The sequence below is a fragment of the uncultured Streptococcus sp. genome (genome assembly GCF_938036805.1).
Taxonomy (GTDB): domain Bacteria; phylum Bacillota; class Bacilli; order Lactobacillales; family Streptococcaceae; genus Streptococcus.
This window is the reverse complement of record NZ_CALHWC010000190.1, coordinates 1-26,247: the sequence shown is the minus strand read 5'-3', so window position 1 is coordinate 26,247 and position 26,247 is coordinate 1. Positions and strand designations below refer to the sequence as shown.

The 26,247-nt window shown below is 43.9% G+C and carries 28 protein-coding genes and 1 tRNA gene; 24 read left to right on the top strand and 5 right to left on the bottom strand.

Annotation, left to right across the window (positions count from 1 at the left end; translation table 11 throughout):
- From Q0191_RS08025 to Q0191_RS07965, 13 genes are all read left to right on the top strand, one after another.
- A partial coding sequence (locus Q0191_RS08025) for a polysaccharide biosynthesis C-terminal domain-containing protein (protein ID WP_297665429.1) occupies positions 1–279 on the top strand: 279 nt, incomplete at its 5' end.
- Between the two features lie 486 nt (positions 280–765).
- Positions 766–993, top strand: a complete 228-nt coding sequence (comW, locus tag Q0191_RS08020) for a sigma(X)-activator ComW (RefSeq protein WP_297665427.1) — start codon at positions 766–768, stop codon at positions 991–993.
- Positions 994–1,235: 242 nt separating this feature from the next.
- Positions 1,236–2,504, top strand: a complete 1,269-nt coding sequence (locus tag Q0191_RS08015; protein ID WP_297665425.1) for a CapA family protein — start codon at positions 1,236–1,238, stop codon at positions 2,502–2,504.
- A 133-nt stretch (positions 2,505–2,637) separates the two neighbouring features.
- The gene (locus tag Q0191_RS08010; protein WP_297665424.1) at positions 2,638–3,009 is read left to right on the top strand and encodes a DUF1033 family protein; all 372 of its coding nucleotides are present in this window, start codon (positions 2,638–2,640) and stop codon (positions 3,007–3,009) included.
- 85 nt (positions 3,010–3,094) lie between these two features.
- On the top strand, positions 3,095–4,036 hold the full coding sequence (comGA, locus tag Q0191_RS08005; protein WP_297665423.1) for a competence type IV pilus ATPase ComGA: 942 nt from the start codon (positions 3,095–3,097) through the stop codon (positions 4,034–4,036).
- Positions 3,984–5,000 carry a competence type IV pilus assembly protein ComGB gene (gene comGB / locus Q0191_RS08000; protein ID WP_297665433.1) on the top strand — a complete coding sequence of 339 codons (1,017 nt, stop codon included), beginning with the start codon at positions 3,984–3,986 and terminating at the stop codon, positions 4,998–5,000. The genes comGA and comGB overlap by 53 nt, the downstream gene beginning before the upstream one ends.
- On the top strand, positions 4,997–5,314 hold the full coding sequence (comGC, locus tag Q0191_RS07995) for a competence type IV pilus major pilin ComGC (RefSeq protein ID WP_297665421.1): 318 nt from the start codon (positions 4,997–4,999) through the stop codon (positions 5,312–5,314). The genes comGB and comGC overlap by 4 nt, the downstream gene beginning before the upstream one ends.
- Positions 5,274–5,708, top strand: a complete 435-nt coding sequence (comGD, locus tag Q0191_RS07990; RefSeq protein ID WP_297665419.1) for a competence type IV pilus minor pilin ComGD — start codon at positions 5,274–5,276, stop codon at positions 5,706–5,708. Before comGC ends, comGD begins: the two co-directional genes overlap by 41 nt.
- Positions 5,674–5,967: a competence type IV pilus minor pilin ComGE gene (gene comGE / locus Q0191_RS07985; protein WP_297665417.1), complete on the top strand. Its 294-nt coding sequence runs from the start codon at positions 5,674–5,676 to the stop codon at positions 5,965–5,967. The genes comGD and comGE overlap by 35 nt, the downstream gene beginning before the upstream one ends.
- A complete protein-coding gene (gene comGF / locus Q0191_RS07980; RefSeq protein ID WP_297665415.1) occupies positions 5,951–6,388 on the top strand; it encodes a competence type IV pilus minor pilin ComGF in 438 nt (145 codons plus the stop codon). The genes comGE and comGF overlap by 17 nt, the downstream gene beginning before the upstream one ends.
- Positions 6,369–6,767 carry a competence type IV pilus minor pilin ComGG gene (comGG, locus tag Q0191_RS07975; RefSeq protein ID WP_297665412.1) on the top strand — a complete coding sequence of 133 codons (399 nt, stop codon included), beginning with the start codon at positions 6,369–6,371 and terminating at the stop codon, positions 6,765–6,767. The genes comGF and comGG overlap by 20 nt, the downstream gene beginning before the upstream one ends.
- Positions 6,768–6,847: 80 nt before the next feature.
- Complete coding sequence (locus tag Q0191_RS07970; RefSeq protein WP_297665410.1) at positions 6,848–7,813, top strand: class I SAM-dependent methyltransferase; 966 nt, start codon at positions 6,848–6,850, stop codon at positions 7,811–7,813.
- A 35-nt stretch (positions 7,814–7,848) separates the two neighbouring features.
- On the top strand, positions 7,849–9,042 hold the full coding sequence (locus Q0191_RS07965) for an acetate kinase (protein WP_297665408.1): 1,194 nt from the start codon (positions 7,849–7,851) through the stop codon (positions 9,040–9,042).
- A gap of 319 nt (positions 9,043–9,361) precedes the next feature.
- Here the strand turns inward: Q0191_RS07965 and Q0191_RS07960 are convergent, their stop codons facing one another.
- Positions 9,362–10,258 carry an RluA family pseudouridine synthase gene (locus Q0191_RS07960; RefSeq protein ID WP_297665406.1) on the bottom strand — a complete coding sequence of 299 codons (897 nt, stop codon included), beginning with the start codon at positions 10,256–10,258 and terminating at the stop codon, positions 9,362–9,364.
- A gap of 151 nt (positions 10,259–10,409) precedes the next feature.
- Here Q0191_RS07960 and pbp2a point away from each other — a divergent pair, with 151 nt between their 5' ends.
- From pbp2a to nusG, 4 genes are all read left to right on the top strand, one after another.
- The gene (pbp2a, locus tag Q0191_RS07955) at positions 10,410–12,632 is read left to right on the top strand and encodes a penicillin-binding protein PBP2A (protein ID WP_297665404.1); all 2,223 of its coding nucleotides are present in this window, start codon (positions 10,410–10,412) and stop codon (positions 12,630–12,632) included.
- Positions 12,633–12,692: 60 nt separating this feature from the next.
- The gene (gene rpmG, locus Q0191_RS07950) at positions 12,693–12,845 is read left to right on the top strand and encodes a 50S ribosomal protein L33 (RefSeq protein ID WP_297665402.1); all 153 of its coding nucleotides are present in this window, start codon (positions 12,693–12,695) and stop codon (positions 12,843–12,845) included.
- A 9-nt stretch (positions 12,846–12,854) separates the two neighbouring features.
- Complete coding sequence (gene secE / locus Q0191_RS07945; protein ID WP_005592084.1) at positions 12,855–13,034, top strand: preprotein translocase subunit SecE; 180 nt, start codon at positions 12,855–12,857, stop codon at positions 13,032–13,034.
- Between the two features lie 294 nt (positions 13,035–13,328).
- Complete coding sequence (gene nusG / locus Q0191_RS07940; RefSeq protein WP_005591544.1) at positions 13,329–13,865, top strand: transcription termination/antitermination protein NusG; 537 nt, start codon at positions 13,329–13,331, stop codon at positions 13,863–13,865.
- A 355-nt stretch (positions 13,866–14,220) separates the two neighbouring features.
- Here nusG and Q0191_RS07935 read toward each other — a convergent pair.
- A tRNA-Cys gene (locus Q0191_RS07935) sits at positions 14,221–14,291 on the bottom strand.
- 275 nt (positions 14,292–14,566) lie between these two features.
- Between Q0191_RS07935 and rpsB the strand changes: the two genes are divergently transcribed.
- Together rpsB and tsf are read left to right on the top strand one after the other, a co-directional pair.
- The gene (gene rpsB / locus Q0191_RS07930) at positions 14,567–15,349 is read left to right on the top strand and encodes a 30S ribosomal protein S2 (protein ID WP_297665399.1); all 783 of its coding nucleotides are present in this window, start codon (positions 14,567–14,569) and stop codon (positions 15,347–15,349) included.
- Positions 15,350–15,430: 81 nt separating this feature from the next.
- The gene (gene tsf, locus Q0191_RS07925) at positions 15,431–16,474 is read left to right on the top strand and encodes a translation elongation factor Ts (RefSeq protein WP_125387218.1); all 1,044 of its coding nucleotides are present in this window, start codon (positions 15,431–15,433) and stop codon (positions 16,472–16,474) included.
- Positions 16,475–16,556: 82 nt separating this feature from the next.
- Here the strand turns inward: tsf and Q0191_RS07920 are convergent, their stop codons facing one another.
- A complete protein-coding gene (locus tag Q0191_RS07920; protein WP_297665395.1) occupies positions 16,557–17,246 on the bottom strand; it encodes a VIT family protein in 690 nt (229 codons plus the stop codon).
- Positions 17,247–17,425: 179 nt separating this feature from the next.
- A complete protein-coding gene (gene leuS, locus Q0191_RS07915) occupies positions 17,426–19,927 on the bottom strand; it encodes a leucine--tRNA ligase (RefSeq protein WP_297665431.1) in 2,502 nt (833 codons plus the stop codon).
- Between the two features lie 180 nt (positions 19,928–20,107).
- Here leuS and Q0191_RS07910 point away from each other — a divergent pair, with 180 nt between their 5' ends.
- Positions 20,108–20,791 carry an ion transporter gene (locus tag Q0191_RS07910; RefSeq protein ID WP_297665393.1) on the top strand — a complete coding sequence of 228 codons (684 nt, stop codon included), beginning with the start codon at positions 20,108–20,110 and terminating at the stop codon, positions 20,789–20,791.
- Positions 20,792–20,863: 72 nt separating this feature from the next.
- Here the strand turns inward: Q0191_RS07910 and Q0191_RS07905 are convergent, their stop codons facing one another.
- Complete coding sequence (locus tag Q0191_RS07905) at positions 20,864–22,756, bottom strand: M13 family metallopeptidase (RefSeq protein WP_297665391.1); 1,893 nt, start codon at positions 22,754–22,756, stop codon at positions 20,864–20,866.
- Positions 22,757–22,904: 148 nt separating this feature from the next.
- Between Q0191_RS07905 and Q0191_RS07900 the strand changes: the two genes are divergently transcribed.
- The 4 genes from Q0191_RS07900 to tpx all read left to right on the top strand — a co-directional run bounded on the left by Q0191_RS07900 (position 22,905) and on the right by tpx (position 26,056).
- The gene (locus tag Q0191_RS07900) at positions 22,905–23,624 is read left to right on the top strand and encodes a metal ABC transporter ATP-binding protein (RefSeq protein ID WP_297665388.1); all 720 of its coding nucleotides are present in this window, start codon (positions 22,905–22,907) and stop codon (positions 23,622–23,624) included.
- A gap of 1 nt (position 23,625) precedes the next feature.
- Positions 23,626–24,462, top strand: coding sequence for a metal ABC transporter permease (locus Q0191_RS07895; protein WP_297665386.1), 837 nt, complete (start codon positions 23,626–23,628; stop codon positions 24,460–24,462).
- 21 nt (positions 24,463–24,483) lie between these two features.
- Complete coding sequence (locus Q0191_RS07890; RefSeq protein WP_297665384.1) at positions 24,484–25,413, top strand: metal ABC transporter substrate-binding protein; 930 nt, start codon at positions 24,484–24,486, stop codon at positions 25,411–25,413.
- Positions 25,414–25,564: 151 nt separating this feature from the next.
- On the top strand, positions 25,565–26,056 hold the full coding sequence (gene tpx, locus Q0191_RS07885) for a thiol peroxidase (protein ID WP_297665382.1): 492 nt from the start codon (positions 25,565–25,567) through the stop codon (positions 26,054–26,056).
- Positions 26,057–26,247: the final 191 nt, after the last annotated feature.

Below are 26,247 nucleotides of genomic sequence, written 5' to 3'. Positions count from 1 at the left end.
ACATTAGTTGTTGTAGAAACAGTAGTCTGTGTTTTGATGACTTATTTTGCTCGTAGGTATTTGAACATCTTAGAACTACTTAAAGTTGCAGTTAAGCCTCTAATAATCAGTATATTGGTGGGTACGGTTGTTTTTATTACTTTTGAAGTAATATCTATTGAAAATGACTTTTTGAAAATAATTCTTAAGATTATTTTGTATGGAATTGTGTATTTAGGTTTATTAATAATTACTAAAACAGTTTCAAAATCAGAAATTTCCATGTTAAGAAGGCGATAGTACTTTATTATTAGTGGCTTTCAGTCTTTTATTGTAGTAAGAAAGATTTATAGCGTTTAGCATCTTGTCTCAATCATTAATAAAAGACTGAAATGTTACTGAGAAATGGGAACCTTGGGATTAAAGTAGATAAACAGATCAAACTGTTTCCTTTTTGATATAGAAAAGCTTAATCAGGTTTCTGTTGGATGAGCGAGTTCTAAAGGGAATTAATAAAAGTATTTCTAATTTAGATAATGATTATACTGTTAACTGAGTTCTCTATAAGTTATATTGAAGATTTGACGGTTGTATATGTTATGGATTGCTTACTCTTTCATATTAGATAATCTCAAACTCCCAAATGTCAAAAATATTCCCTGAAATGTTATTTTCTAGTGACTTGCCCTACCTTTTGGCTCTTAAACGAGACAAGTTGAGATTCTTGCCCCTAATCCTTTTCTTTTTGCGATAAACTAGTGTTAAAGCAAAAAGATTGGAGTTATAATGGAAATTCAAGAAATTTATAATCAATTCAGCGATTACTATGGGGAGCTTGAGGCTGAGTATGTTCATTGTCAAAAGGCTAGTACGGAGTGGGAGAGCCTGCATCTGCGCTATCTGATTTACTACCTGATACGCTATGGTATCGGGGAGATGAAGTTTTTTAATGCCTATCATTATCGGGCAGCTTACCGCTGGTATTTGCAGTCCTTGATGCTGAGCTCGGCTTGATATTTAGAAAGTGGGACAGAAATCGGTAATTCGTTAGAATCCGATTTCGTCGTCCCACCTCCGCACAGTTGAGTAGGGCTGTAAAAGCTGATGAAATCAGCGTAGTAGAGCCCACTCAACCACTGCGTCTTGCTTGACAATCCAAAGACAATTGAGAGGCTAGGACTTTTGTCCCACTCTCTTTTTTATTCCCTTGGGAGGATAATTTATGATAAAATATAAGTAATACGGAGGTTGGCAAAATGGAGAAAAGATCTGAAATCAAGCGACAAGCAGCATCAAGTAACCGCGCTTTTATCCTTGCTCTGCTGGGAGCGGTATTTGTATCAGCGGCAGCAATTTTATTCTTCCAAAGTATCATGGGGTTGCCTAAGGGAAGCGGTAGGAATGTTGCTAAAGATGCCCCCAAGTCCTCCTCGGTAGCAGGAAAGAAGTCTGACTCGAAAACGGTTCGCATTATGGCTAATGGCGACCTTTTGTACCACGATGGGCTTTATATGAGCGCTCAAAAGGCCGATGGCAGCTATGATTTTTCGGAAAATTTCACCTATGTCAAGGACTGGCTCCAGCAAGGCGACTTGGTCTTAGGGGATTTTGAAGGAACCATTCGATCTGACTATCCTTTGGGAGGCTATCCGCTTTTCAATGCTCCAGAGGCTGTTGTGCCCGCCATCAAAGATGCTGGCTACCAAGTGGTGGATCTGGCCCATAATCACATCCTAGACTCAGGGCTTAAGGGAGTCTTTACGACCGCCAAAGCCTTTGAAGATCACGGAATTAGCCCAGTCGGTGTCTATACTCACAAAAATAGGGATAAATCGCCTATCCTGATCAAAGAAGTAAAAGGCATCAAAATTGCTATTCTGGCTTACTCCTATGGTTTTAATGGCTTGGAGTCCAATCTCAGTCAGAAGGAGATTGATCATCACCTATCGACCTTTGATGAGGACAAGATGAAGGCTGAGATTAAGCAGGCGGAGAAAGAAGCGGACATCACGGTAGTCATGCCACAGACGGGGATCGAATACCAGCTGGAGCCAAATGAGGAGCAGGTGACGCTCTATCATAAGATGGTGGACTGGGGAGCGGACATCATTTTTGGTGGGCATCCGCACGTAGTACAGCCTTCAGAAATTCTTGAAAAAGATGGTCAGAAGAAGTTGATTATCTACTCTATGGGGAATTTTATCTCCAACCAGCGGATTGAAACCATGGCTGGTGTGGACACGGCTGAGTGGACCGAGCGTGGCGTCTTGATGGATGTTACCATTGAAAAGACGGACAAGGGAACCATTATCAAAACAGCTCAGGCGCATCCAAGCTGGGTCAGTCGTGTGGAAAAGGGAACTTACTCACCAGAAGGATACCCGCTTTACACTTATCAAACCCTTATTTTAGAAGATTTCATTGAGGGTGGAAAATATCGCAATCAGCTGGATCAAGCGACCAAAGATCGGATTGATACGGCCTATAAGGAAATGAAAGAGCATGTGCATCTGAATTGGAAATAAGCACAAAAACGACACTCCCTTTTGTTTCTTTGCTTTTCTTTGTTGAAAAACGAACTATTATAGAGCCCACGAGCAAAATAGTTTCATTATCAAAGAATTTTATATATAATATAGGATACAAAAGGGGACAGGTATGTACAGCGTAATAGAAATGTATGGCGATTATGAGCCCTGGTGGTTTTTAGACGGTTGGGAGGATGATATCATTGGAAAAAGGTATTTCGATGATTATTACACCGCCCTCAAATACTATAAGCACCGCTGGTTAGAGATGTCTCAAGCATCGCCACTTTATAAAAGCCGCAGTGATCTTATGACAATTTTCTGGGATCCGACTGATCAACGTTGGTGTGAGGAGTGCAATGAAGATATTCAGCAATACCACTCCCTGCTTTTGTTAGAAAATGAACGCAAGATCCCCAAGAGCAAGTATCGTCCAGGCTACCGCAAGCAAAATGCTACTGAAAAACACCGTATTTGCAAAATTAAAGTGCGGGCTAGATAGGATAGAAGTCAAAGAATGGAGAAAATTTCTTCATTCTTTTTTTATTTTTTCTCATTTTGTGCGAATAGTAAGGTGAGGAGGACTTATGGTTCAAAAAATTGCAAAGGAAATGATTCAATTGGCCAGGCAGGAAGCGGCTCAAGATGTCTATCTGATTCCCAAGAGCTCCTGTTACGAGCTCTATATGCGGGTGGGTGATGAGAGGCGCTTCATTCAGACCTATGATTTTGATTTATTATCGTCAGTCATCAGCCATTTTAAGTTTGTCTCGGGCATGAATGTTGGAGAGAAGAGGCGCAGCCAGTTAGGCTCCTGCGATTATGATTGTGGAGATGTGACGGTCTCGCTTCGTCTATCAACTGTCGGCGATTACCGTGGCTATGAGAGCTTGGTGATTCGGCTCTTACACGATGAGGAGCGTGAGTTGCGTTTCTGGTTTGACAATCTGCCTGATCTTCGTGAAAAAGTAAATTCTCGCGGCCTTTATCTGTTTTCAGGGCCAGTTGGCAGTGGAAAGACGACGCTGATGCACCAGCTGGCTCAGATGAGATTTGGGCAACAACAGGTCATGTCTATCGAAGACCCTGTGGAAATCAAGCAGGAAAACATGCTCCAGCTTCAGCTGAATGAAACTATCGGGATGACCTACGACAGCCTTATCAAATTGTCTCTGCGCCACCGACCGGACCTTTTGATTATCGGGGAAATCCGAGACCAAGAAACGGCTCGTGCGGTGGTAAGGGCTAGTTTGACAGGGGCAACGGTCTTTTCAACTATCCATGCTAAGAGCATTCGCGGAGTGTATGAGCGCCTGCTGGAGCTGGGTGTCAGTGAGGATGAGCTGCGCATGGTGTTACAGGGCGTTTGTTATCAGCGCTTAATCGGGGGAGGAGGTGTGATCGACTTTGTCAACCAAGATTATCAAAAGCACGAAGCCAGTCTTTGGAACCAGCAGATTGACCAGCTTTTTGCAGATGGACATATCACAGCTGATCAAAGGCAGGCGGAAAAAATTATCTACGCCTAAGCAAAAGAAGATTATCGAGCTGTTTCGCAATCTCTTTACCAGCGGTTTTCATCTGGCGGAGATTGTTGATTTTCTACGGCGGAGTGCCCTTTTAGAAGAGGCCTATGTCTCCGAAATGCGTTCAGGTTTGGCTGCCGGCCAGTCATTTTCCCAGATTATGAAGCGTTTAGGATTTTCAGATAATGTGGTCACCCAGCTGTCTTTGTCAGAGTTGCATGGAAATCTAAATCTTAGTTTGGGTAAAATCGAAGATTATTTAGAAAATCTATCCAAGGTCCGTAAGAAATTGATTGAGGTGGGGACTTATCCCTTGATGCTGCTTGGGTTTTTGGTGCTGATTATGCTGGGCTTGCGTAATTATCTCCTGCCTCAGCTGGACAGTCAAAATATGGCTACTCAGTTCATTCATTATCTACCGCAGATATTCCTGGGAGGCGTTCTGGTGCTATGCTTGCTGATTTGCGGTGGTTGGCTCTATTATCGCAAGAGCTCTAAGATGAGATTTTTCAGTCGTTTGGCCAAGTTTCCTTTTGTTGGCGCCTTAGTGCGGGCCTATCTGACGGCCTACTATGCGCGTGAATGGGGCAATATGATTGGGCAAGGGCTGGAATTGAGCCAGATCTTTCTCATCATGCAGGACCAGCCTTCTCAGCTCTTTCAGGAGCTGGGGCGAGACTTGGAGACGGCTCTAGGTGCAGGTCAGGGCTATGCCGAGAAGGTCGGTACCTATCCCTTCTTTAAGAAAGAGTTGGCCTTAATCATCGAATACGGCGAGGTCAAGTCCAAGTTGGGCGACGAATTGGAGCTATATGCCGAAAAGACTTGGGAAGAGTTTTTCCTGAGAATCAATCGTGCTATGAATTTGATTCAGCCTCTCGTCTTCGTCTTTGTCGCCCTCGTGATCGTTTTACTTTATGCAGCCATGTTGCTGCCAATTTATCAGAATATGGAGATTCAATTATGAAAAAATTAAAAGCTTTGAAGGTTAAAGCCTTTACTTTGGTGGAAATGTTAGTCGTTCTTCTCATCATCAGCATCTTGATGCTCTTGTTTGTTCCGAATTTGACTAAGCAGAAGGATGCTGTTTCAGATACGGGCAATGCGGCCGTAGTCAAGGTCGTGGAAAGTCAGGCTGAGCTTTATGAATTGAAGAATGTTAATGAAAAAGCCACTCTCGGGAAATTGGTTGCTGATGGTCGGATTACCGATAAGCAGGTGGCATCCTATAAGGCTTACTATGGAAAAAACAGCAGTGAAACTCGCTCAGTTGCGGATTAAGGCTTTTACACTACTGGAAAGTCTCCTGGCTCTATTTGTGGTCAGCTTCATTTTATTAGGTTTATCTGGCTCTGTTCAGGCTGGTTTCAATCAAGTGCAGGAGCAGCTGTTTTTCATGGAATTTGAGCATCTTTATCAGGAGAGCCAAAAGCTAAGTATGGCTGGACATGAAAAGATCAAATTGACCATTTCGGACCGTAAGATTTCCAACGACTATCAGCAGGTAGAATTTCCCAAGACCTTGCAGGAACATGCTCCTCAGACTATTCAGTTTGACCAGGCTGGCGGGAATTCTTCGCTCAGCAAGATTGTTTTTCAAACGGAGGATAAAAAGGTTGTTTACCAGCTTTATATGGGTAATGGAAAGTTTAAAAAGACGACGAATGGAAGCTAATATTTTGCTGGAGGCCTTAGTGGCAATGGCGGTTTTTGCGGCTATTGCCAGCCTCCTGCTTGGCCAGATTAGTCAGTCGCGGCAGGAACAGACTCGTTTATTGCAGGAGGAGGAAGTGCTGCGTGTTGCTCGGATGGCCATGCAGACGGGGCAGGAAAATCTGACGGTCAACGGCATCACAGTCCGTCAAGTCAAGACCGACCAGCAATTAACCGTCTACCATCAAGAGGAGAAGGTGCTCAGTGTTAAAAAACGTTAAAATCAAAGCTTTTACACTTTTAGAAACGCTAGTTGCCCTGCTGCTCTTGAGTGGCGGGATGCTAGTCTTTCAGTCGATGACCAAGCTTCTGGCTTTTGAACTGCGACATCAACAGGAAAATAAGCAGCAGGAATGGCTCTTATTTGTCGATCAGTTAGAGACAGAGCTATCGCGCAGCCAATTTGACAGGGTCGAAAACGACAAAATCTACATCAAACAGGATGGCAAAAATATAGCTTTAGGAAAATCTAGGAGTGATGATTTTCGCAAGACGGATGCTTCGGGGCGTGGTTATCAGCCCATGGTTTATGGACTCAAGGCTGCTCCAATCACTCAAAAGGGGAACCTTGTCCGCTTCCGCTTCCAGTTTGACAATGATTTAGAAAGAGAGTATATCTATCATGTCCAAGATAAAAGTTAAGGCAGGCATCTTGCTCTACGCCCTCTTCATGGCAGCGGTCTTCAGCTTGCTCTTGCAGTTTTATCTGAATCGGCAGGTGACCAATCAGCGCCTCTTTCAAGCCAATCGGGAGCGGGCAGAAGCCTATGCCTTGGCTGTTTTGACCAAGGAGACTGTCACAGAGGAGAGTGGACAATTAACCTTTGACAAAGGGAGCACCCATTATCGCAGGCAGGGAAATATACTGGAAGTCAGCAGCCAACTCGCCAATCAGAAGAGCTATTCTTTCTATTTTGAGAGCAAGAAGGAGCCAGAAAAGAAGGCTAAAGATGACAAACCCTCCAAAAATGCCAAAGAAAGTAAAGAGCCCTCTCCTTCAACAGACAAGAAAAGCGACTAATATAAATGTAAAAGATTTGTAATCCGATAGCCCTTGGAAAGAGGGCTTCTTTTTGGTATCATAAGACAACGGAGGATGCCATGAAATTTGAAAAAATAGAACGAGCCTTTCACCTGCTTTTAGAAAATGTGCAAAATATCCAAAATGCGCTGGGAACTAATTTTTATGATGCCTTGATTGAGCAAAATGGGATTTATCTGGATGGAGATACAGACTTACAGGAAATTCTGAAAAACAATGACAAGCTTCGTGCCCTGCATTTGACCAAGGAAGAGTGGCGGCGGGCTTATCAGTTTATTTTTATGAAGGCTTCTCAGACAGAGCCGCTTCAAGCCAATCATCAGTTCACACCTGATTCGGTCGGCTTTTTGCTGAGTTTTTTGATTGACCAGTTGGCCCAAGGAGAACGAGTTGATTTGCTGGAGATCGGCAGTGGAACAGGCAATTTGGCGGAGACCCTGCTCAACCACACACAGAAAAATATGGATTATCTAGGCCTAGAAATTGACGACTTGCTGATTGATTTATCTGCCAGCATTGCCGAAGTCATGAATTCCAAGGCACACTTTGCTCAAGGAGATGCGGTACGGCCTCAGGTTCTGAAAGAAAGCGACTTGATTGTCAGTGATTTGCCAGTGGGCTATTATCCAGATGATGCCGTGGCGGCTCGTTATGAAGTTGCCAGTCCAGACGAGCATACTTACGCCCATCATCTCTTGATGGAGCAATCGTTAAAATATTTGAAACCGGGAGGCTACGCTATCTTTCTGGCCCCAAATAATCTGCTGACAAGCCCTCAAAGCCATCTGCTGAAAAAATGGCTGCTTTCTAGCGCCCAGCTCTTGGCAATGATTTCCCTGCCAGAGAAGATTTTCGCGAGCCGGCAGAACGCTAAGACGATATTTGTCCTGAGAAAACAAGGCGAATCAGATATCCAGCCGTTTATCTACCCTTTGCAGGACTTGCAAAGTCAGGATGAAATCTTAAAGTTTCGTGAAAGTTTTCAAAACTGGGTCAAAGTTAGTGAAATTCAAACAAATTTCTGATATAATAGTTTGAAAACGCTTAAAGAGGTGACGAGATGTCAAAAACTATTTCTATCAATGCTGGAAGTTCGAGTGTAAAATGGCAACTTTATTCAATGCCAGAAGAAAAGGTGCTGGCTAAAGGTTTGATTGAGCGGATTGGTCTCAAGGACTCAATCTCTACGGTTAAATTTGATGGTCGTTCTGAACGCCAAACCTTGGATATTGCTGATCATACACAAGCTGTGAAAATTTTATTGGATGATTTGAAACGATTTGAAATTATTCAATCTTATGATGAAATCACAGGTGTTGGGCACCGTGTCGTAGCTGGAGGCGAGTATTTCAAAGAATCAGCTCTTGTGACGGACGATGTATTGGAGAAGATTGAAGAGTTGTCTCTACTGGCTCCTTTGCACAATCCTGCCAATGCTGACGGTATCCGTGCTTTCAAGGAGATTCTTCCAGACATTACCAGTGTGGCTGTTTTTGATACATCTTTCCACACAACTATGCCAGAAAAGGCTTATCGCTATCCATTGCCAACCAAGTATTACACTGAAAATAAAGTTCGTAAATACGGAGCGCACGGTACTAGCCATGAGTATGTAGCCCACGAAGCTGCAAAACTTTTGGGTAAACCGATTGAAGAATTGAAACTCATCACTTGCCACATCGGAAATGGTGCTTCTATTACAGCAGTTAAAGGTGGCCAGTCTGTTGATACTTCTATGGGCTTCACTCCTCTTGGTGGAGTGATGATGGGAACACGTACGGGTGATATTGACCCAGCGATTGTTCCTTACTTGATGCAGCATACAGATGACTTTAATACACCAGAGGATATCAGTCGGATTCTGAACCGTGAGTCTGGACTTTTGGGTGTTTCTGAGAGATCAAGTGATATGCGTGATATCCATGAAGCTATGCGTGCGGGTGATGAAAAGGCACGATTGGCAAATGAGATTTTTGTGGATCGTATTCAAAAATACATTGGTCAGTATTTAGCTGTTTTAAATGGAGCAGACGCCATTATCTTCACAGCTGGTATCGGTGAAAACTCTGTGACCATCCGCAGCATGGTTATCGAAGGAATTTCTTGGTTTGGTTGCGATGTCGATCCAGAGAAGAATTTCTTTGGCGCTACAGGAGATATTTCAACAGAAGCTGCTAAAGTCAGAGTTCTAGTTATCCCGACAGATGAAGAGTTAGTCATTGCGCGTGATGTAGAACGTTTTAAAAATCAATAATCAAAAAGCTCGGCCTAGCTGAGCTTTTTCTTGTGACTTTGTGATTACTCTTTGGTCAGATAGGATGATTCAAAGCGGCTCGGGGCTTGCAGCAGTAAGAACTAATAGTCAAGTATGGACTGAAAATCCATTTGACACAAGGTAGATGACCTATAAAGAACGGGTAGATGCTTGTTTGTATCTGGCATGCTAAGTTGCTAGATAGAGGAGAAGAAAAAGACGATGTCCGGTAGGGAATCGTCTTTTTGGAGAAAATCTGTTTTTTGAAAGAATTGTGGCTAGTTGTCGATGTGGAGTATAAGTCTTGGGGACTTGGCAATCAGGTAAGATATCCCTTTTTAGCCTTGCTTTTGTGCCGTTTGATTTCTGCTTCAAAACTCTCTGACGGTGCTTCCACGTTGATGGTTTCTAGGGTGAATGGATGAGTCAATGTCAAGCGGTGGGCATGGAGCATGAGGCGACCTTGGGGTTGAGGATGGTAGAGAGGATCGCCGATGATGGGATGGCCGTGATGGGCGAGATGGACGCGGATTTGGTGAGTCCGTCCGGTTTTCAATTGACATTTGACCAGAGTCGTCTTTCCGAACTCCTTGAGTCGGGTTACATGAGTTTCGGCGTAGAGCCCCTTTTTCGGATCAACGAGTCGTTTCCGTCGGTCATGGCGATCGCGCCCAATTTTATCTTTGTAGACGGTAGTCTTGCTGGAAAATTTTCCTTGAGCAAGGGCCCAATATTCACGGGAGATTTCTTTGTTTTCCAAGAGGCGGTTGAGAATGGGGAGGACAAAGGGATTTTTGGCAAATAGGATGGCGCCACTGGTTTCTTTGTCCAGCCGGTGGACGACATAGCAGGTCTGTCCGACATAGCTTGACACATGGTTGAGCAGAGCGACTTCTGTTGGCTCATTGGCGTGACTTTTCATGCCGTTTGGCTTGTTGACGATGATGAGATGCTCGTCCTGATAGAGCTCCTCGACCAGATGAGGCAGGCCAGCGGGGAGTTCTTTTTCTGGATAATCCTCTTTGTCAAAAGTTAGTTGAATGCTGTCGCCAGGCTTGACCAAAGTTTGCCAATGGATGGACTCACCGTTGACTAAGACGTGTTTCTTGGTTCGGAGAAAGTGACGAATCTTGCGAGGAATGAGCAGTTGGCCTTCTAGTAATTCTTTGACGGTCATTGAAGGTAAACTTGCGGGGATAGTAATGGTAAATTTCATGTTTTCATTGTAGCAAAAACTAGCCCGTTTGGGAATGCTCCGTTGGAAAGAGGAAAGCAGATCTGCTATTTCCTTAAAGAAAGCTAAAAGGAGTGGCAAGTAGCGGAGTCGTGCCTTGTGTCTGCATGGATAAGGTGATAAAATATGTTTTATGAAGAAATTAAATGATATATTTGAAAAATTAGTCAATATGTTTAAAACGGATCAGCCTGAGAAGAAGGTTGCTGAGGAGCTGGAGGGCGAGATGCCTGAGCCTAGCTATAGCCGGTCTGGTAAGAATCGGAAGAAGCCCCTGTCTCAACATCCTTTCCGTCGCTTTTGGCGCAGGTTTCATCTGACCAAGATATTCTTGATTCTCGGCTTGACCTTTGGTCTGGTGGTCGGTGGCTATCTTTTTTATGTAGCTAAGACGACCAATGTCAAAGACTTGCAGAATGCTCTTAAAGCCACGACCTTGATCTATGATAAGGATGGAAATGAAGCGGGCAGCTTGTCTGGGCAAAAGGGAACTTATGTCGAATTAGACGCGATTAGTCAGGACTTACAGAACGCTGTTATTGCGACAGAAGACCGTTCTTTTTATAAGAATGGCGGGATTAACTACAGTCGCTTCTTTCTGGCCATTTTGACTGCGGGGCGTTCGGGTGGTGGCTCGACTATCACGCAGCAGCTGGCCAAGAATGCCTATCTTTCTCAGGATCAGACCATTGAGCGGAAGGCCAAGGAATTTTTCCTAGCTTTGGAAATTAACAAAAAATACAGCAAGCAGGAAATCCTGACCATGTATCTCAATAATTCTTATTTTGGAAATGGCGTTTGGGGTGTGGAAGATGCCAGCAAGAAATATTTTGGTGTATCTGCCAGCCAGCTCAGCTTGGATCAATCAGCGGTTCTAGCTGGTATGCTCAAAGGACCAGAGCTATATAATCCCCTGTATTCAGTCGAAAATGCGACCAACCGTCGTGACACCGTTCTTCAAAATATGGTGGCGGCAGGTTACATTGATCAGGCGACGGCGGATCAGGCTGCGACGGTTGGTATTGGAGGTCAGCTAGTCGATGCCTACGAAGGTAAGTCAGAAGACTATCGCTACCCATCTTATTTTGATGCGGTTATCAATGAAGCGGTCAATGATTACGGTCTGACGGAAGAAGAAATCGTCAACAACGGCTATCGGATTTACACCGAATTGGATCAAAATTACCAAGCCAGCATGCAGGTCATCTATAGCAATGTCGATCTCTTCCCACTGGCTGAAGATGGGACGCGGGCCGAGTCCGGAAGCGTAGCGCTGGATCCTAAGACGGGTGGTGTTCGGGCTCTGGTTGGCCGTGTCAATAGTGCTGATGGCTCTGCTTTTCGGACTTTCAACTATGCGACCCAGTCTGCTCGTAGTCCAGGCTCAACCATCAAGCCTTTGGTGGCCTACAGCCCAGCTATAGCAGCCGGTTGGTCAACGGATAAGGAACTAGATAATAGTCGGACAGTTTTTGGTGACTATAAGGTTAATAACTATGGCAATATCCAAAGTTCACCGACGGTTCCAATGTATCAAGCCTTGGCTGAATCCCTCAATATTCCCGCGGTTTCAACAGTGGATGAATTAGGCGTGAACAAGGCCTTTGAATACGGCAAAAAGTTTGGGCTTAATATGGACAAGGTAGAACAGAATCTAGGTGTGGCTCTGGGAAGCGGCGTGACGACCAATCCACTTCAGATGGCTCAAGCCTATTCAGTCTTTGCGAATGATGGAGTTATGAATGATGCCCATCTTATCACCAAGATAGAAAATGCTAGTGGTCAGGTTGTTAAAACCCACCGGCAGACTTCTACCCGCGTTCTCAATCGCTCAACCACAGAAAAGATGACCAGCATGATGCTGGGAACTTTCTCAAACGGAACGGGAGTCTATGCAGCTCCGTATGGCTATACAATGGCTGGAAAGACAGGAACGACAGAGACTGACTTTAACCCTGATTTGTCAGGAGACCAGTGGGTCATCGGCTACACACCAGATGTGGTTATCAGCCAATGGCTGGGCTTCCCTAAGACGGATGAAACTCACTATCTGACTGGTACAAGTGCCAATGAAGCTTCGGCTATTTTCCGTAATGTAGCCAACACCATCCTGCCTTATACGGAAGGAACTTCCTTCTCGGGTGAGAAAAATGCCTATGCTGAAAATGGAATTTCCCCAGTCGATACCTACGGTACTGGTCAAACGAATACGACTAGCGAAAATAAAGACTTCTTGAAAGATGTCCAGGAGCGGGCCCAAAACCTGGTAGATGATGCCAAGAAGGCTATCGATGAGTCTGGGATTACTGAAAAAGCCAAAAATCTATGGGATACTATTACTGGCTGGTTCCATTAATCGTCTAAACGGCTTGTCAAAGAAGTAGAAAACTGCTATAATAAGGGGAATGGAGGCGTCATGGCATTAAAAAAAGCGAGTCTAGCGTGTACAGTTTGTGGGTCGCGAAACTACTCAATCAAACTTAGTAGCACTCCAAAACCTACGCGTCTAGAAGTGAATAAATATTGTAAATACTGCAGTAAATATACGCTGCATAAAGAAACCAGATAGGAGATAGTTGTGAAATTCATTAAAGATGTTTTCGTTTTGCTACGAGATACAACTTGGCCTACCCGTAAAGAAAGATGGACTGATTTCCTTTCCGTAATGGAATACACAGCATTCTTTGCTGTTGTGATCTATATTTTTGATAAGGTAGTTGCCAGCGGTCTCTTCCGCATAATCAACATGTTTTCATAAGAAAGATGAGGCTGGGACAAAAGTCCTAGCCTCTCAATTGTCTTTGGATTGTCGAGCAAGACGCAGTGGTTGAGTGGGCTCTACTACGCTGATTTCATCAGCTTTTACAGCCCTACTCAACTGTGCGGAGGTGGGACGACGAAATCGAATTCTAACGAATTACCGATTTCTGTCCCACTCTCATTTGTCTGTAAAATATTTACCAAAATGCTTTGTAATTTTAGATTTTATGGTATAATAAGGCTAGATATCAAGCAGAAGCCCTAGGCTTTTTTATTTAGGAAAGGACAAAACATGGACAGTTTTGATAAAGGCTGGTTTGTACTGCAAACCTACTCAGGCTATGAAAATAAGGTAAAGGAAAATCTCTTGCAACGTGCCCAGACCTATAATATGCTGGAAAATATCCTGCGCGTGGAAATTCCGACTCAGACCGTGCAAGTTGAGAAAAACGGCAAGAGCAAGGAAGTCGAAGAAAACCGCTTCCCAGGTTATGTATTGGTTGAGATGGTCATGACGGACGAAGCTTGGTTTGTCGTGCGGAATACACCAAACGTAACTGGATTTGTAGGTTCACACGGAAATCGTTCGAAACCAACGCCGCTCTTGGAAGAAGAAATCCGCAGCATTCTGATTTCTATGGGACAAACAGTTCAAGAGTTTGACTTGGATGTCAAAGTGGGCGATACAGTTCGCATCATTGACGGTGCCTTTGCTAACTATACTGGCAAAATCACGGAAATTGACAATAATAAGGTCAAGATGATTATCTCTATGTTTGGAAATGACACGGTTGCAGAAGTCAACCTCAGCCAAATTGCTGAATTATAATTTTTGAATGCATGAAAAAGAGTCGGAAATCATTTTCCGCTCTTTTTTGTTAGCAGCGCTGATATGTTAGATAAAGACTGGTGTTTCTGGTCTCATTGAAATTCATTAAACTTGACCAATGATGTAAAAAAGACAAACAAAAAAGAGAGTGGGACAGAAATCGGTAATTCGTTAGAATTCGATTTCGTCGTCCCACCTCCGCACAGTTGAGTAGGGCTGTAAAAGCTGATGAAATCAGCGTAGTAGAGCCCACTCAACCACTGCGTCTTGCTCGACAATCCAAAGACAATTGAGAGGCTAGGACTTTTGTCCCAGCCTCTTGGTTAGTATAAAGTCGGATTTAAACCGATAAAAAAGGCGGTAGACGGATTTGAACCGACGATCAAGCTTTTGCAGAGCCGTGCCTTACCACTTGGCTATACCGCCACAACTCTTACTATTCTACCTTAAAACGGCCTGTTCGTCAAGAGCTTGACCCGATTTAAGTGAGAATTTCTTGAGGGAATCCTAATAGATGAACTGGATTAAGGAGAGAAAATACTGCCCAAATACTTGTCAAAAGCTAGAAAATTTGATATGATAGTAGATGCCGTTTAAACGGCAGAAATACTCATTTTAGATGAATTGTGGAGCCGTTGCCGATTGGTAGCTCTGCGAGCTGAAATCTAAAAGAGGAAAAAAACAAAAAGGAGAATTTACTCATGGCAGTAATTTCAATGAAACAACTTCTTGAGGCTGGTGTTCACTTTGGTCACCAAACTCGTCGCTGGAACCCTAAGATGGCTAAGTACATCTTCACTGAGCGTAACGGTATCCACGTTATCGACCTTCAACAAACTGTAAAATACGCAGATCAAGCTTATGACTTCATGCGTGATGCAGCTGCAAACGATGCAGTTATCTTGTTTGTTGGAACTAAAAAGCAAGCTGCTGAAGCTGTAAAAGAAGAAGCAGAACGTGCTGGTCAATACTACATCAACCACCGTTGGTTGGGTGGAACTCTTACAAACTGGACAACTATCCAAAAACGTGTTGCTCGTTTAAAAGAAATCAAACGTATGGAAGAAGAAGGAATCTTCGAAGTTCTTCCTAAGAAAGAAGTAGCACTTTTGAACAAACAACGTGCTCGTCTTGAAAAATTCTTGGGTGGTATCGAAGATATGCCTCGCATCCCAGATGTAATGTACATCGTTGACCCTCATAAAGAGCAAATCGCTATTAAGGAAGCTAAGAAACTTGGTATTCCAGTAGTTGCGATGGTTGACACAAACACTGATCCAGACGATATCGATGTGATTATCCCAGCTAACGACGACGCTATCCGTGCCGTTAAATTGATCACTGCGAAAATGGCTGACGCTGTTATCGAAGGTCGTCAAGGTGAGGACGCTGTAGCGACTGTTGAAGCAGAATTTGCTGCAACTGAAACTCAAGCAGACTCAATCGAAGAAATCGTTGAAGTTGTAGAAGGCGACAACGCATAATTTTCATAAGTCAATTAACCTAAAGGGGCGGGGCTCAGCCCGGCCCCTTTATTTAAAAATAGTAAACATAGGAGAAGAAAAATGGCAGAAATTACAGCTAAGCTTGTAAAAGAATTGCGCGAAAAATCTGGTGCTGGTGTCATGGACGCTAAGAAAGCATTGGTTGAAACTGATGGTGACATCGAAAAAGCGATTGAATTGCTTCGCGAAAAAGGTATGGCAAAAGCAGCTAAGAAGGCTGACCGTGTTGCCGCTGAAGGTTTGACAGGCGTTTATGTGGATGGTAACGTTGCAGCTATCGTTGAAGTCAATGCAGAAACTGACTTTGTTGCGAAAAACGCTCAATTCGTTGAATTGGTAAATACTACTGCAAAAGTTATCGCAGAAGGCAAGCCAGCTAACAACGAAGAAGCGTTTGCATTGACAATGCCTTCAGGTGAAACTCTTGAAGCTGCATACGTATCTGCAACTGCAACTATCGGAGAAAAAATCTCATTCCGTCGTTTTGCTTTGGTTGAAAAGACTGATGCTCAACACTTCGGTGCTTACCAACACAATGGTGGCCGTATCGGTGTTGTTTCAGTGATTGACGGTGGCGATGACGCTCTTGCAAAACAAATTTCTATGCACATTGCTGCGATGAAACCAACTGTTCTTTCATACAAAGAATTGGATGAGCAATTTGTCAAAGATGAATTGGCACAATTGAACCATGCTATCGATCAAGACAATGAAAGCCGCGCTATGGTTGATAAGCCAGCACTTCCACACTTGAAGTATGGTTCTAAAGCTCAATTGACGGACGAAGTGATTGCACAAGCTGAAGCTGACATCAAAGCTGAGTTGGCTGCAGAAGGTAAACCAGAAAAAATCTGGGACAAAATCATCCCAGGTAAAATGGATCGCTTCTTGCTTGACAACACTAAAGTTGACCAAGCTTACACACTTCTTGCCCAAGTGTACATCATGGATGACAGCAAGACAGTTGAAGCCTACCTTGAATCAGTGAATGCTTCAGTAGTTGAGTTTGTTCGCTTTGAAGTTGGTGAAGGTATTGAAAAAGCAGCTAACGACTTCGAATCAGAAGTTGCAGCAACAATGGCAGCTGCTCTTGGCCAAAACTAATCTAAGTCTAAAATAGAAAAAGATTGAAGAGAAATTATTTCTTTTCAATCTTTTTATTGTGCTGGCCTGAATAGTTCTTCTTTTAAATTGAGAAGAACTGGCCTAGGAGATAGGTGACAGTCATGGTCAAAAGTCCGATAGTGAGGTTACGGATCATGGCATTTTTAATGGGTGCCTGTCCCAATTTTGCACTAGTATAGCCGGTTCCCAAGAGGGAAAGAGCTACAACAAGGACGGTTGCTGGAATCCGATAGCCAGCCGGAAGCAGAACGATGGTCAGCATAGGGAAAATTGCACCTATGGCAAAGGCTAGAAAGCTGGATATAGCTGCATGCCAAGGATTAGTGAACTCTTCGACCTCAATGCCGTACTTTTCCTCTACCAAGGCCTTGAGCGGATCCTGCAAGAAGGCGCGATTGGTCAAGAGTTGGGCGGAAGTCTCGCACTCACCGTTTTGGACGTAGGAGGCGTAGAGCGACTGTCTGGCAATATCTGGATTTTTTTCCAAGAGTTCTCGCTCTCTAGCTACTGCAGCCTCCTCAGTGTCCTTCTGAGTGGAGACGGATACGTACTCCCCGCCTGCCATAGAAAATGCACCGGCAAAGACAGCAGCTAGACCAGATAGAAAGATAATCCAAACATCTTCCGTCGCACTGGCCACCCCGATGACCACCCCTGCGATAGAAATAATACCATCGTTGGCTCCTAAAACCCCAGCCCGCAAAATATTCAGGCGTCCACTAAAATTTTTGTCAATCTTATGTTCTTCCATTCTAAAACTTTTCTCTTTTCTTTTTATTTATAATGATTATAAATAAAAAGAATGAGGATAGCAAGTGAAAGTCGGAAAATGAGAAAAGTCCGACGATTTAGGGGAAAATTCTTATCAAAAAAGGAGCCGTTTTAGACGACTCCTTTCTTTGTAATCACGATAATGTTGTAGCCAACTGATTATTTCACCACAATATTAACCAGTTTATTTGGCACACTAATGACTTTCACGATTTTTTTACCAGCGATTTCAGACTTGATTTTCTCATCTGCCAAAGCGATTTCCTGCAGTTCCTCACGGCTCAGGTCCTTAGCTATGACTAGCTTAGCACGGACCTTACCCTTGATTTGGACTACGATTTCGACTTCTGCTTCAACCAGTTTGCTTTCATCATAAGTTGGCCAAGCTACGTAGGAGATGCTCTCGCCAGTTTGAGCTACCGCCTGCCAGAGTTCTTCAGCCAAGTGCGGTGCAAAAGGCGCCAGCAATTGAATGAAACCTTTGGCATATTCGGCATAGAGCTTTTCTTCCTTGTTGGCTGCATTGACAAAAATCATGAGTTGGGCAATGGCTGTGTTAAACTTGAGCTCCTCAATCTGCTCTGTGACAGACTTGACTGTTTCGTTGTATACCTTGTCGAGGGCACCATTGTTATCCGCAACGATTTCTTTGCTTGTAATCAAACGATAGACCCGATCTAGGAACTTGCGGCTACCTTCCAGACCTTCCTCGCTCCAAGCGATGGATGCATCCAACGGTCCCATGAACATTTCATAGACACGAAGCGTATCAGCACCATATTGCTCCACTACATCATCTGGGTTGACCACATTCTTCAGAGATTTAGACATCTTAGCAGGCGCCTGCTCCAGTTCTTCACCCGTTTCGATGTTGAAGAAGGAACCATCGCGTTTTTCTACCTTGTCTGTCGCTACCAGAGCACCGCGGTGGTCACGGTAGCTTGTTCCCAAGATCATTCCTTGGTTAAAGAGTTTTTGGAAAGGCTCTTTGGTCGGAACGATACCGAGATCATAAAGGAATTTATGCCAGAAGCGAGCGTAGAGAAGATGGAGCACAGCGTGCTCTGCGCCACCGATGTAAATGTCAACTGGCAGCCATGTCTTGAGCAAGTCTTCGTCTGCTAATTTCTCATTGTTGTGAGGGTCAATGTAACGCAGGTAATACCAGCTAGAACCAGCCCATTGAGGCATGGTGTTGGTTTCGCGGCGTCCTTTGACCCCATCTTCCCGAGTCACTTCCAGCCAGTCAGTCAGATTGGCCAGAGGGCTTTCACCGGTACCAGAAGGACGGATATCCTTGGTTACAGGCAGGACGAGTGGAAGTTCATTTTCAGGAACAGCCGTTGAAGTACCATCTTCCCAATGAATAATTGGAATTGGCTCACCCCAGTAGCGTTGACGGCTAAAGAGCCAGTCGCGCAGGCGATAGGTGACTTTTTCATTTCCGACACCTTCTGCTTCCAGCCAAGCAACCATCTTTTCAATAGCAGCAGCCTTGTCCAAGCCATCTAGGAAGCTAGAGTTAATATGCGGACCGTCTTCTGTGTAAGCAGCTTCAGCAACATTGCCCCCCTCTAGAACCGGAATAATCTCCAAGTCAAACTGCTTAGCAAACTCCCAGTCGCGCTCATCGTGCGCAGGAACAGCCATGATGGCACCTGTTCCGTAGCTTGCAAGCACATAGTCGGCAATCCAGATTGGGATTTCCTTGCCGTTGACTGGATTGATGGCATAAGCCCCTGTCCAAACACCAGTCTTATCCTTAGCCAAATCAGTCCGAGCCAGGTCGGATTTGAGGCTGGCTGCGTGTTTATAATCTGCTACTGCTTGGGCTTGTTCGGCACTTGTAATGGCATCAACGAGAGCATGCTCAGGAGCCAAAACAGCATAGGTCGCTCCAAAAAGGGTGTCCGGACGAGTTGTAAAGACGGTGAAGTCCTCATCTGTGTCCTTAATCTTGAAGGTTACATTAGCACCGGTTGACTTGCCGATCCAGTTGCGCTGCATATCCTTGATAGACTCTGGCCAGTCCAGCTCCTCCAAGTCATTGAGCAAACGTTCTGCATAGGCTGTGATTTTCAGCATCCATTGACGCATAGGCTTACGGACAACTGGATAGCCACCGCGCTCAGATGTCCCGTCTGGCAGAACTTCCTCATTGGCAATAGCCGTTCCCAGCTCTTCCACCCAGTTTACTGGCACTTCAGCTTCATAAGCCAGGCCTTTTTCGTAAAGCTTGGTGAAAATCCACTGGGTCCACTTGTAGTAGTTAGGGTCAGTGGTATTGACTTCCCGATCCCAGTCGTAAGAAAAACCAAGCGCATTGATTTGGCGTTTGAAGTTGGCAATGTTTTCTGCTGTAAAGTCAGCTGGGTCATTGCCTGTATCCATAGCGTATTGCTCAGCTGGCAGACCAAAGGCATCCCAACCCATTGGGTGAAGGACATTGTAGCCTTGCGCGCGCTTGTAGCGGCTGAGGATATCCGTCGCTGTGTAGCCTTCTGGGTGTCCTACGTGCAGACCAGCTCCTGATGGATAAGGAAACATATCCAGCGCATAAAAGTTAGGCTTGTCCTTGTCGGTACCTGTCTTGAATGTATGGTGCTCAGCCCAGTATTTCTGCCACTTGGGCTCGATTTCTTTGTGATTGTAAGTTGCCATAATCATTTACTCTCCAACGATCTTTTCTGTGTTCTAAACACGTTTCTATCTATTATACCATTTTCAAGGGATTTTGAAAGCAACCGGCGAAGGAGAATGAAGAAAATCTTTGCGGCTTGACCTTGACTTATTTTTAAAAACAGATAGAATGAAAGCAAGTTTAAAAAAGTGAGGTTGAGGATGGCAAGGAAGACTTTATTTCAGATTATTGAGCCCCATCAAAAGGAAAATGCGATTGAAAAAGCCTATGATGTCTTTATGTTCCTGACTATTATTGTCAGCCTGATCCCCCTGACCACCAAAAGTCACACCGGAGTCTTCATGTGGTTGGATTTTGTGTCAACGATTATTTTTATTATTGACTACATTCTTCGGCTTCTAACGGCTGATTATAAATTGGGAAAGGGGAAGCTTTCTTTTTTCCTCTATCCTTTTATCTTTCTGGCGATGGCTGATTTGCTCTGCATTTTGCCTTCCCTCTTTTTGTTAAATAATAGTTTGCGACTCTTTAAGATTTTGCATATCTTCAAGTTTATTCGCTATTCTAAAAATATCCAAATATTGACCAATGTCTTAAAGAAGCAGAAGGACAGTTTGATGATCGTGGGTCTTTTGGCTCTCGGCTATATCTTCATCTCTGCCCTTATCATTTTTAATGTCGAGCCCAGCACATTTCCTAATTTTTTTGACGCCCTCTACTGGGCAACCATCTCCCTGACGACGGTTGGTTATGGTGATATTTATGCAGTTTCAACGACTGGAAAAATTATTACCATGATTTCATCCTTTTTAGGAATCGCCATTGTGGCTCTGCTCGCTGGTATCATCACGGCCGGCTATATGAAAGAAATTAAAGAACTATAAAAACCTGTTCGGGAAGGCTCTAATGCCCTTCCTGAGCAGGTTTTTTGATTGATTAAACGTTATTGAAGTCCTTTACCAAATCACCACGCGCTCTTCTGGACTCCGCCACATACCGTCGCCTTCTTGGACATCAAAGGTCGTAAAGAAGTCGTCAAAGTTAGGTAGCTGAACATTGGTCCGAAGCTTGGCTGGAGCATGGACATCAACGCTTGCCAAGAGTTTCATATACTCTTCGCGTCCCTTCATTCGCCAGATGCGGGCAAAGTTAGTGAAGAATTCCTCCGCAGAGAAGTCAGCTTCTTTCTTGGCTGCTTCTAGAGCCGCTGCAATACCGCCCAAGTCCGCTACGTTTTCTGAAACGGTTAGCTTGCCATTGACCTTGGCACCATAGGAATCTAGACCTTCAAACTGGTCAATGACCTTCTGAGTCCGCTCAGTAAAGGCTTGGTAGTCATGTTCTGTCCACCAGTTGTTGAGGCTGCCGTTTTCATCAAAGGAAGCGCCGTTGGTATCAAAGGCATGAGAAATCTCATGGGCAATAACTGCTCCGATACCGCCATAATTGGCTGAAGAAGACTGGTGCAGGTCATAGAATGGTGCCTGCAGGATAGCCGCTGGAAAGACAATCAGGTTTTTCTGAGGATTGTAGTAGGCATTGACCATATGGGCTGGCATTCCCCATTCTTTGTAATCCACTGGCTGGTTCCACTTGCTCCAACCATACTTAATTTCCACTTGTCGAAGCTTTTGAGCATTTTCGAAGAGGCTGAGATTCTCATCAACAATCTTGTCCGCATAGCGCTCAGGGAGCTCCTCTGGGTAGCCGATATAAGGCTTGATGACATTGAGTTTGACAATAGCCTTGTCCCGAGTTTCTAGTGTCAGCCAGTCATTGCTTGCGAGGCGTTCCTTGTAGACTTGGATCATGTTGGCTACTTTTTGCTCGACATCGGCCTTGGCTTCAGGGGAGAATTTCTGTCCGGCATACCAGAGCCCGATGGCTTGATTGAAAGGCGCTTGAGCTAGGTAAAAGGCAGCTTTTTTCTTGTCTTGCGCCTGAGGTGTTCCAGATAGGGCGCGACGATAAGCGCCTGCTAGGATACGGATTTCGTCAGTTAAGTAGGCTTCAGCTGATGCGATAGCGTTAAAGATAAGCACGGCCTTGAGCAGAGGCCAAGCCTCTTCACAGTAGAATTGGTCGGCAGCCTGCCAGAAACGCTCTTCTGGTACGATAATTTGGTCAGGAATTTGCCCGATGAGTTGGGTGAAGATAGTATCTAAAGGTAGATTCGGTGCTAAGGCCTTGAAGTCTCCCCACTTGTAAGGGTGGTAAAGCTTGGCATATTCTGAACTTTCCTCTCGTGACAGAACGACTTTGGCAATTCGAGCATCCAGTTCTAAAACCTTATCCAGCAAATCTTGGATTTCTTCTGCTGAAAATTCGAATTTTTGCAGCAAAGCTTCGGAAGACTCACGCCATTTTTTCAAGAGCTTATCCTTTTGAGGATGCCCATCGGCATAGTAGGTTGTATCTGGGAGAATAGTACCTGGTGCATCTGCCCAAAGGACATTGATACGGGCGTCCATAAAGTCAGGCGCTACACCAAAAGGAAAGAAATTGGGCTTGCCAGCCAGCTCAAACTCGGCAATCTTTGTGGTAAATTCTGCAAAGGAGTTGAGTGCTTGGTATTCCGCAATCAAAGGCAAAACAGGCTTGACACCGAGTTCTTCCCGCTTGTCATAGTCAGCAGCTAAACGATGGTACTTAATAAAGTTTTGTAAAATAGCATCATCAGGAACTTCCTCACCCCGCAGCCATTGATCAGTAGTGGAGAGCATCAGCTTTTCAATCTCATCTGACAAATCTGTGAAGCCGCCGGTTACAGGTTTATCATCTGGGATAACCGCTGTTTTGGCCCATTCACCATTAATGGCATCATAAAAATCATCTTGTAAACGTGTCATCTTGTTCTCACTTTCATGCTTTTGATATAACCTTATCAAAATTAGGTCCTTTTTTCAAATATTTCCTATATTAATTCTAAGGATTTTTTAAAAATTAACTTGACTTAATTTTCATTTTAATGTATATTAAAATGAAAGAGGTGTAACAATGATTGAAATGAAAAATTTAAGTGTCAGTTATCAAGGACAGCTGGCCTTAGAAGCAACTTCTTTAACAATAAAAGGACCGACTATCACAGGGATTATCGGACCAAACGGGGCTGGAAAGTCAACGCTCATCAAAGGTATGTTAGGAATTGTTGAGAGTGAGGGGCAGACCTTTCTGGATAGAAAACCCATGAAGCAAGAATTAAGCAAGATTGCTTATGTAGAGCAGAAAATTCACATTGACTATAATTTTCCTATCAAGGTCAAGGAGTGTGTGTCTCTGGGCTTGTATCCTAAGATCAGGCTCTTTCAACGCCTCAAAGCGTCTGACTGGGAAAAGGTTGCCCAGGCTTTGAAAATCGTTGGTTTAGAAGATTTTGCTGAGCGGCAGATTAGCCAGTTGTCTGGTGGGCAATTTCAACGGGTCTTGATTGCCCGTTGCTTGGTTCAGGAGGCGGACTATATCTTCCTAGATGAGCCTTTTGTTGGGATTGACTCGGTCAGCGAAGAGATTATTATGAAAACACTCCGTCAGCTAAGAAAAGACGGGAAGACGATTTTGATTGTCCACCATGACTTGGGCAAGGTGGTCGCTTATTTTGATCAGGTCTTGCTACTTAACAAAAAGGTCGTCGCTTTCGGATCAACCGAGAGTACCTTCACCAAAGAAAATATGCAGAAGACCTACGGTTCTCAGCTTTTTATGAATGGAGGTGACTAGGATGATCCAGGAATTTATTCAAGGATTGCATGATTTTCATTTCCTGCAAAATGCGTTGATTACGGCCATTGTGATTGGAGTGGTGGCAGGTGCCGTTGGGTGCTTTATCATCTTGCGGGGCATGTCGCTCATGGGGGATGCTATTTCTCACGCGGTGCTGCCCGGCGTGGCTCTGTCCTACATTTTGGGAATTAATTTCTTCATCGGTGCCATTACCTTTGGCTTACTAGCTTCTATTATTATCACCTACATCAAGGGCAATTCCATTATCAAGAGTGACACAGCTATCGGAATTACTTTTTCTTCCTTCTTGGCTCTGGGGGTCATTTTGATTAGTGTTGCTAAGAGTTCGACCGATCTTTTCCATATTCTCTTTGGGAATATATTGGCGGTGCAAGACCTTGATATGTGGATTAGTATTGGTGTGGGCATCTTGGTGTTGCTGGTCATTGCTATTTTCTTCAAGCAGCTTTTGCTGACCTCCTTTGATCCGCTTTTAGCCAAGGCTATGGGAATGAAGGTTAATTTTTACCACTATTTGCTGATGATTCTTTTGACTCTGGTTTCTGTCACAGCCATGCAAAGTGTCGGAACGATTCTGATTGTGGCCATGCTGATTACACCAGCTGCGACCGCCTATCTCTATGCCAAGAGTCTCAAGACCATGATTTTATTGTCATCTGCCTTGGGGGCTGGTGCATCTATTTTAGGCCTCTTCATCGGTTATAGTTTTAATGTTGCAGCAGGTTCTAGTATCGTTCTAACCTCTGCCCTAATCTTTTTGGTTTCATTTTTTATCGCACCAAAACAGCGGTATTTAAAAAGAAAAGTAAAATAATATATTTATGGAGGATTTCCAATGAAAAAATTAGGTTTTTTATCACTGCTTTTATTAGCAGTCTGCACTCTTTTTGCCTGCTCTGGTCAAAAGAATTCGTCTGGTGGGTCGTCCAAGCTCAAGGTTGTTGCGACCAATTCCATTATCGCTGACATTACCAAAAATATAGCTGGCGATAAAATAGATTTGCATAGCATCGTACCTGTCGGCCAAGACCCACATGAATACGAGCCTCTACCTGAAGATGTCAAAAAGACTTCCCAAGCGGACCTCATTTTCTACAATGGGATCAACCTGGAAACTGGTGGCAATGCTTGGTTCACAAAATTGGTAGAGAATGCTAAGAAAAAAGAAAACAAGGACTACTACGCTGTCAGCGAAGGCGTTGATGTCATTTATCTTGAAGGCCAAAATGAAAAAGGAAAAGAAGATCCGCATGCTTGGCTTAACTTGGAAAATGGTATTATCTATGCGAAAAACATTGCCAAGCGCTTGATTGAAAAGGATCCGGCTAACAAAGAAACTTACGAGAAAAATCTTAAGGCTTATGTGGAAAAATTGAGCGCTTTGGACAAGGAAGCTAAAGAGAAATTCAACAACATTCCTGAAGAGAAGAAAATGATTGTAACCAGCGAAGGTTGCTTCAAGTACTTCTCTAAGGCCTACAATGTGCCATCAGCCTATATTTGGGAAATCAACACTGAAGAAGAAGGGACTCCAGACCAAATTAAAAGCTTGGTTGAAAAACTTCGTAAGACCAAAGTGCCATCACTCTTTGTGGAATCAAGTGTAGACGACCGTCCGATGAAGACCGTTTCTAAAGACACCAACATTCCGATCTACGCTAAAATCTTCACTGACTCTGTTGCAGAAGAAGGCGAAGAAGGCGATAGCTACTACAGCATGATGAAATACAACTTAGAAAAGATCGCAGAAGGTCTGTCTAAATAATAATAAGAGGTTGGGAAGACAAAATCCTGACCTCTTTATTTCTGAAGGACAAGCTTCACATGGAGTAGCTCTCAAATTTTCGGTCAAATTATTCGAAAAAAATCACTATTCGCAGTACAATGGAGCTATCAAACATGAATGGAGACTTCCTATGACAACTTTTCTCGGAAATCCCGTAACCTTTACGGGCCAACAACTGCAAGTCGGCGACACAGCCCACGATTTTAGCCTAACAGCTACTGACCTTTCAAAGAAAACTTTGTCTGATTTTGCTGGTAAAAAGAAAGTCCTCAGCATCGTGCCGTCTATCGATACTGGCGTTTGTTCAACTCAGACCCGTCGTTTCAATCAAGAACTCTCTGACTTGGACAATACCGTTGTGATCACGGTTTCAGTTGACTTACCTTTTGCTCAAGGCAAATGGTGTGCTGCTGAAGGCATCGAAAATGCCGTCATGCTATCTGACTACTTCGACCATTCTTTCGGTCGCGACTATGCTGTCCTCATCAATGAATGGCATCTGTTGGCCCGTGCAGTTCTTGTCTTGGACGAAAATAACACTGTGACCTACGCTGAATATGTTGACAACATCAACACCGAGCCAGATTATGATGCAGCCATTGCGGCAGTCAAAAGTCTGTAAAGAAATATACTTTTCCAAAAAATGCACTTAATTCTTCATAAGAGTTGAGTGTATTTTTGTCTTCTTGGCTAAAAATTTTGGAAAATACAAAAAGACAAACATCAATTTTGATGCTTGTCTACGATTTGAAAGAGCTATCTAGGCTCTTTTACTTATTCTGTAGTTAATTCTTTCTGGGCTTCCTTGCCTTG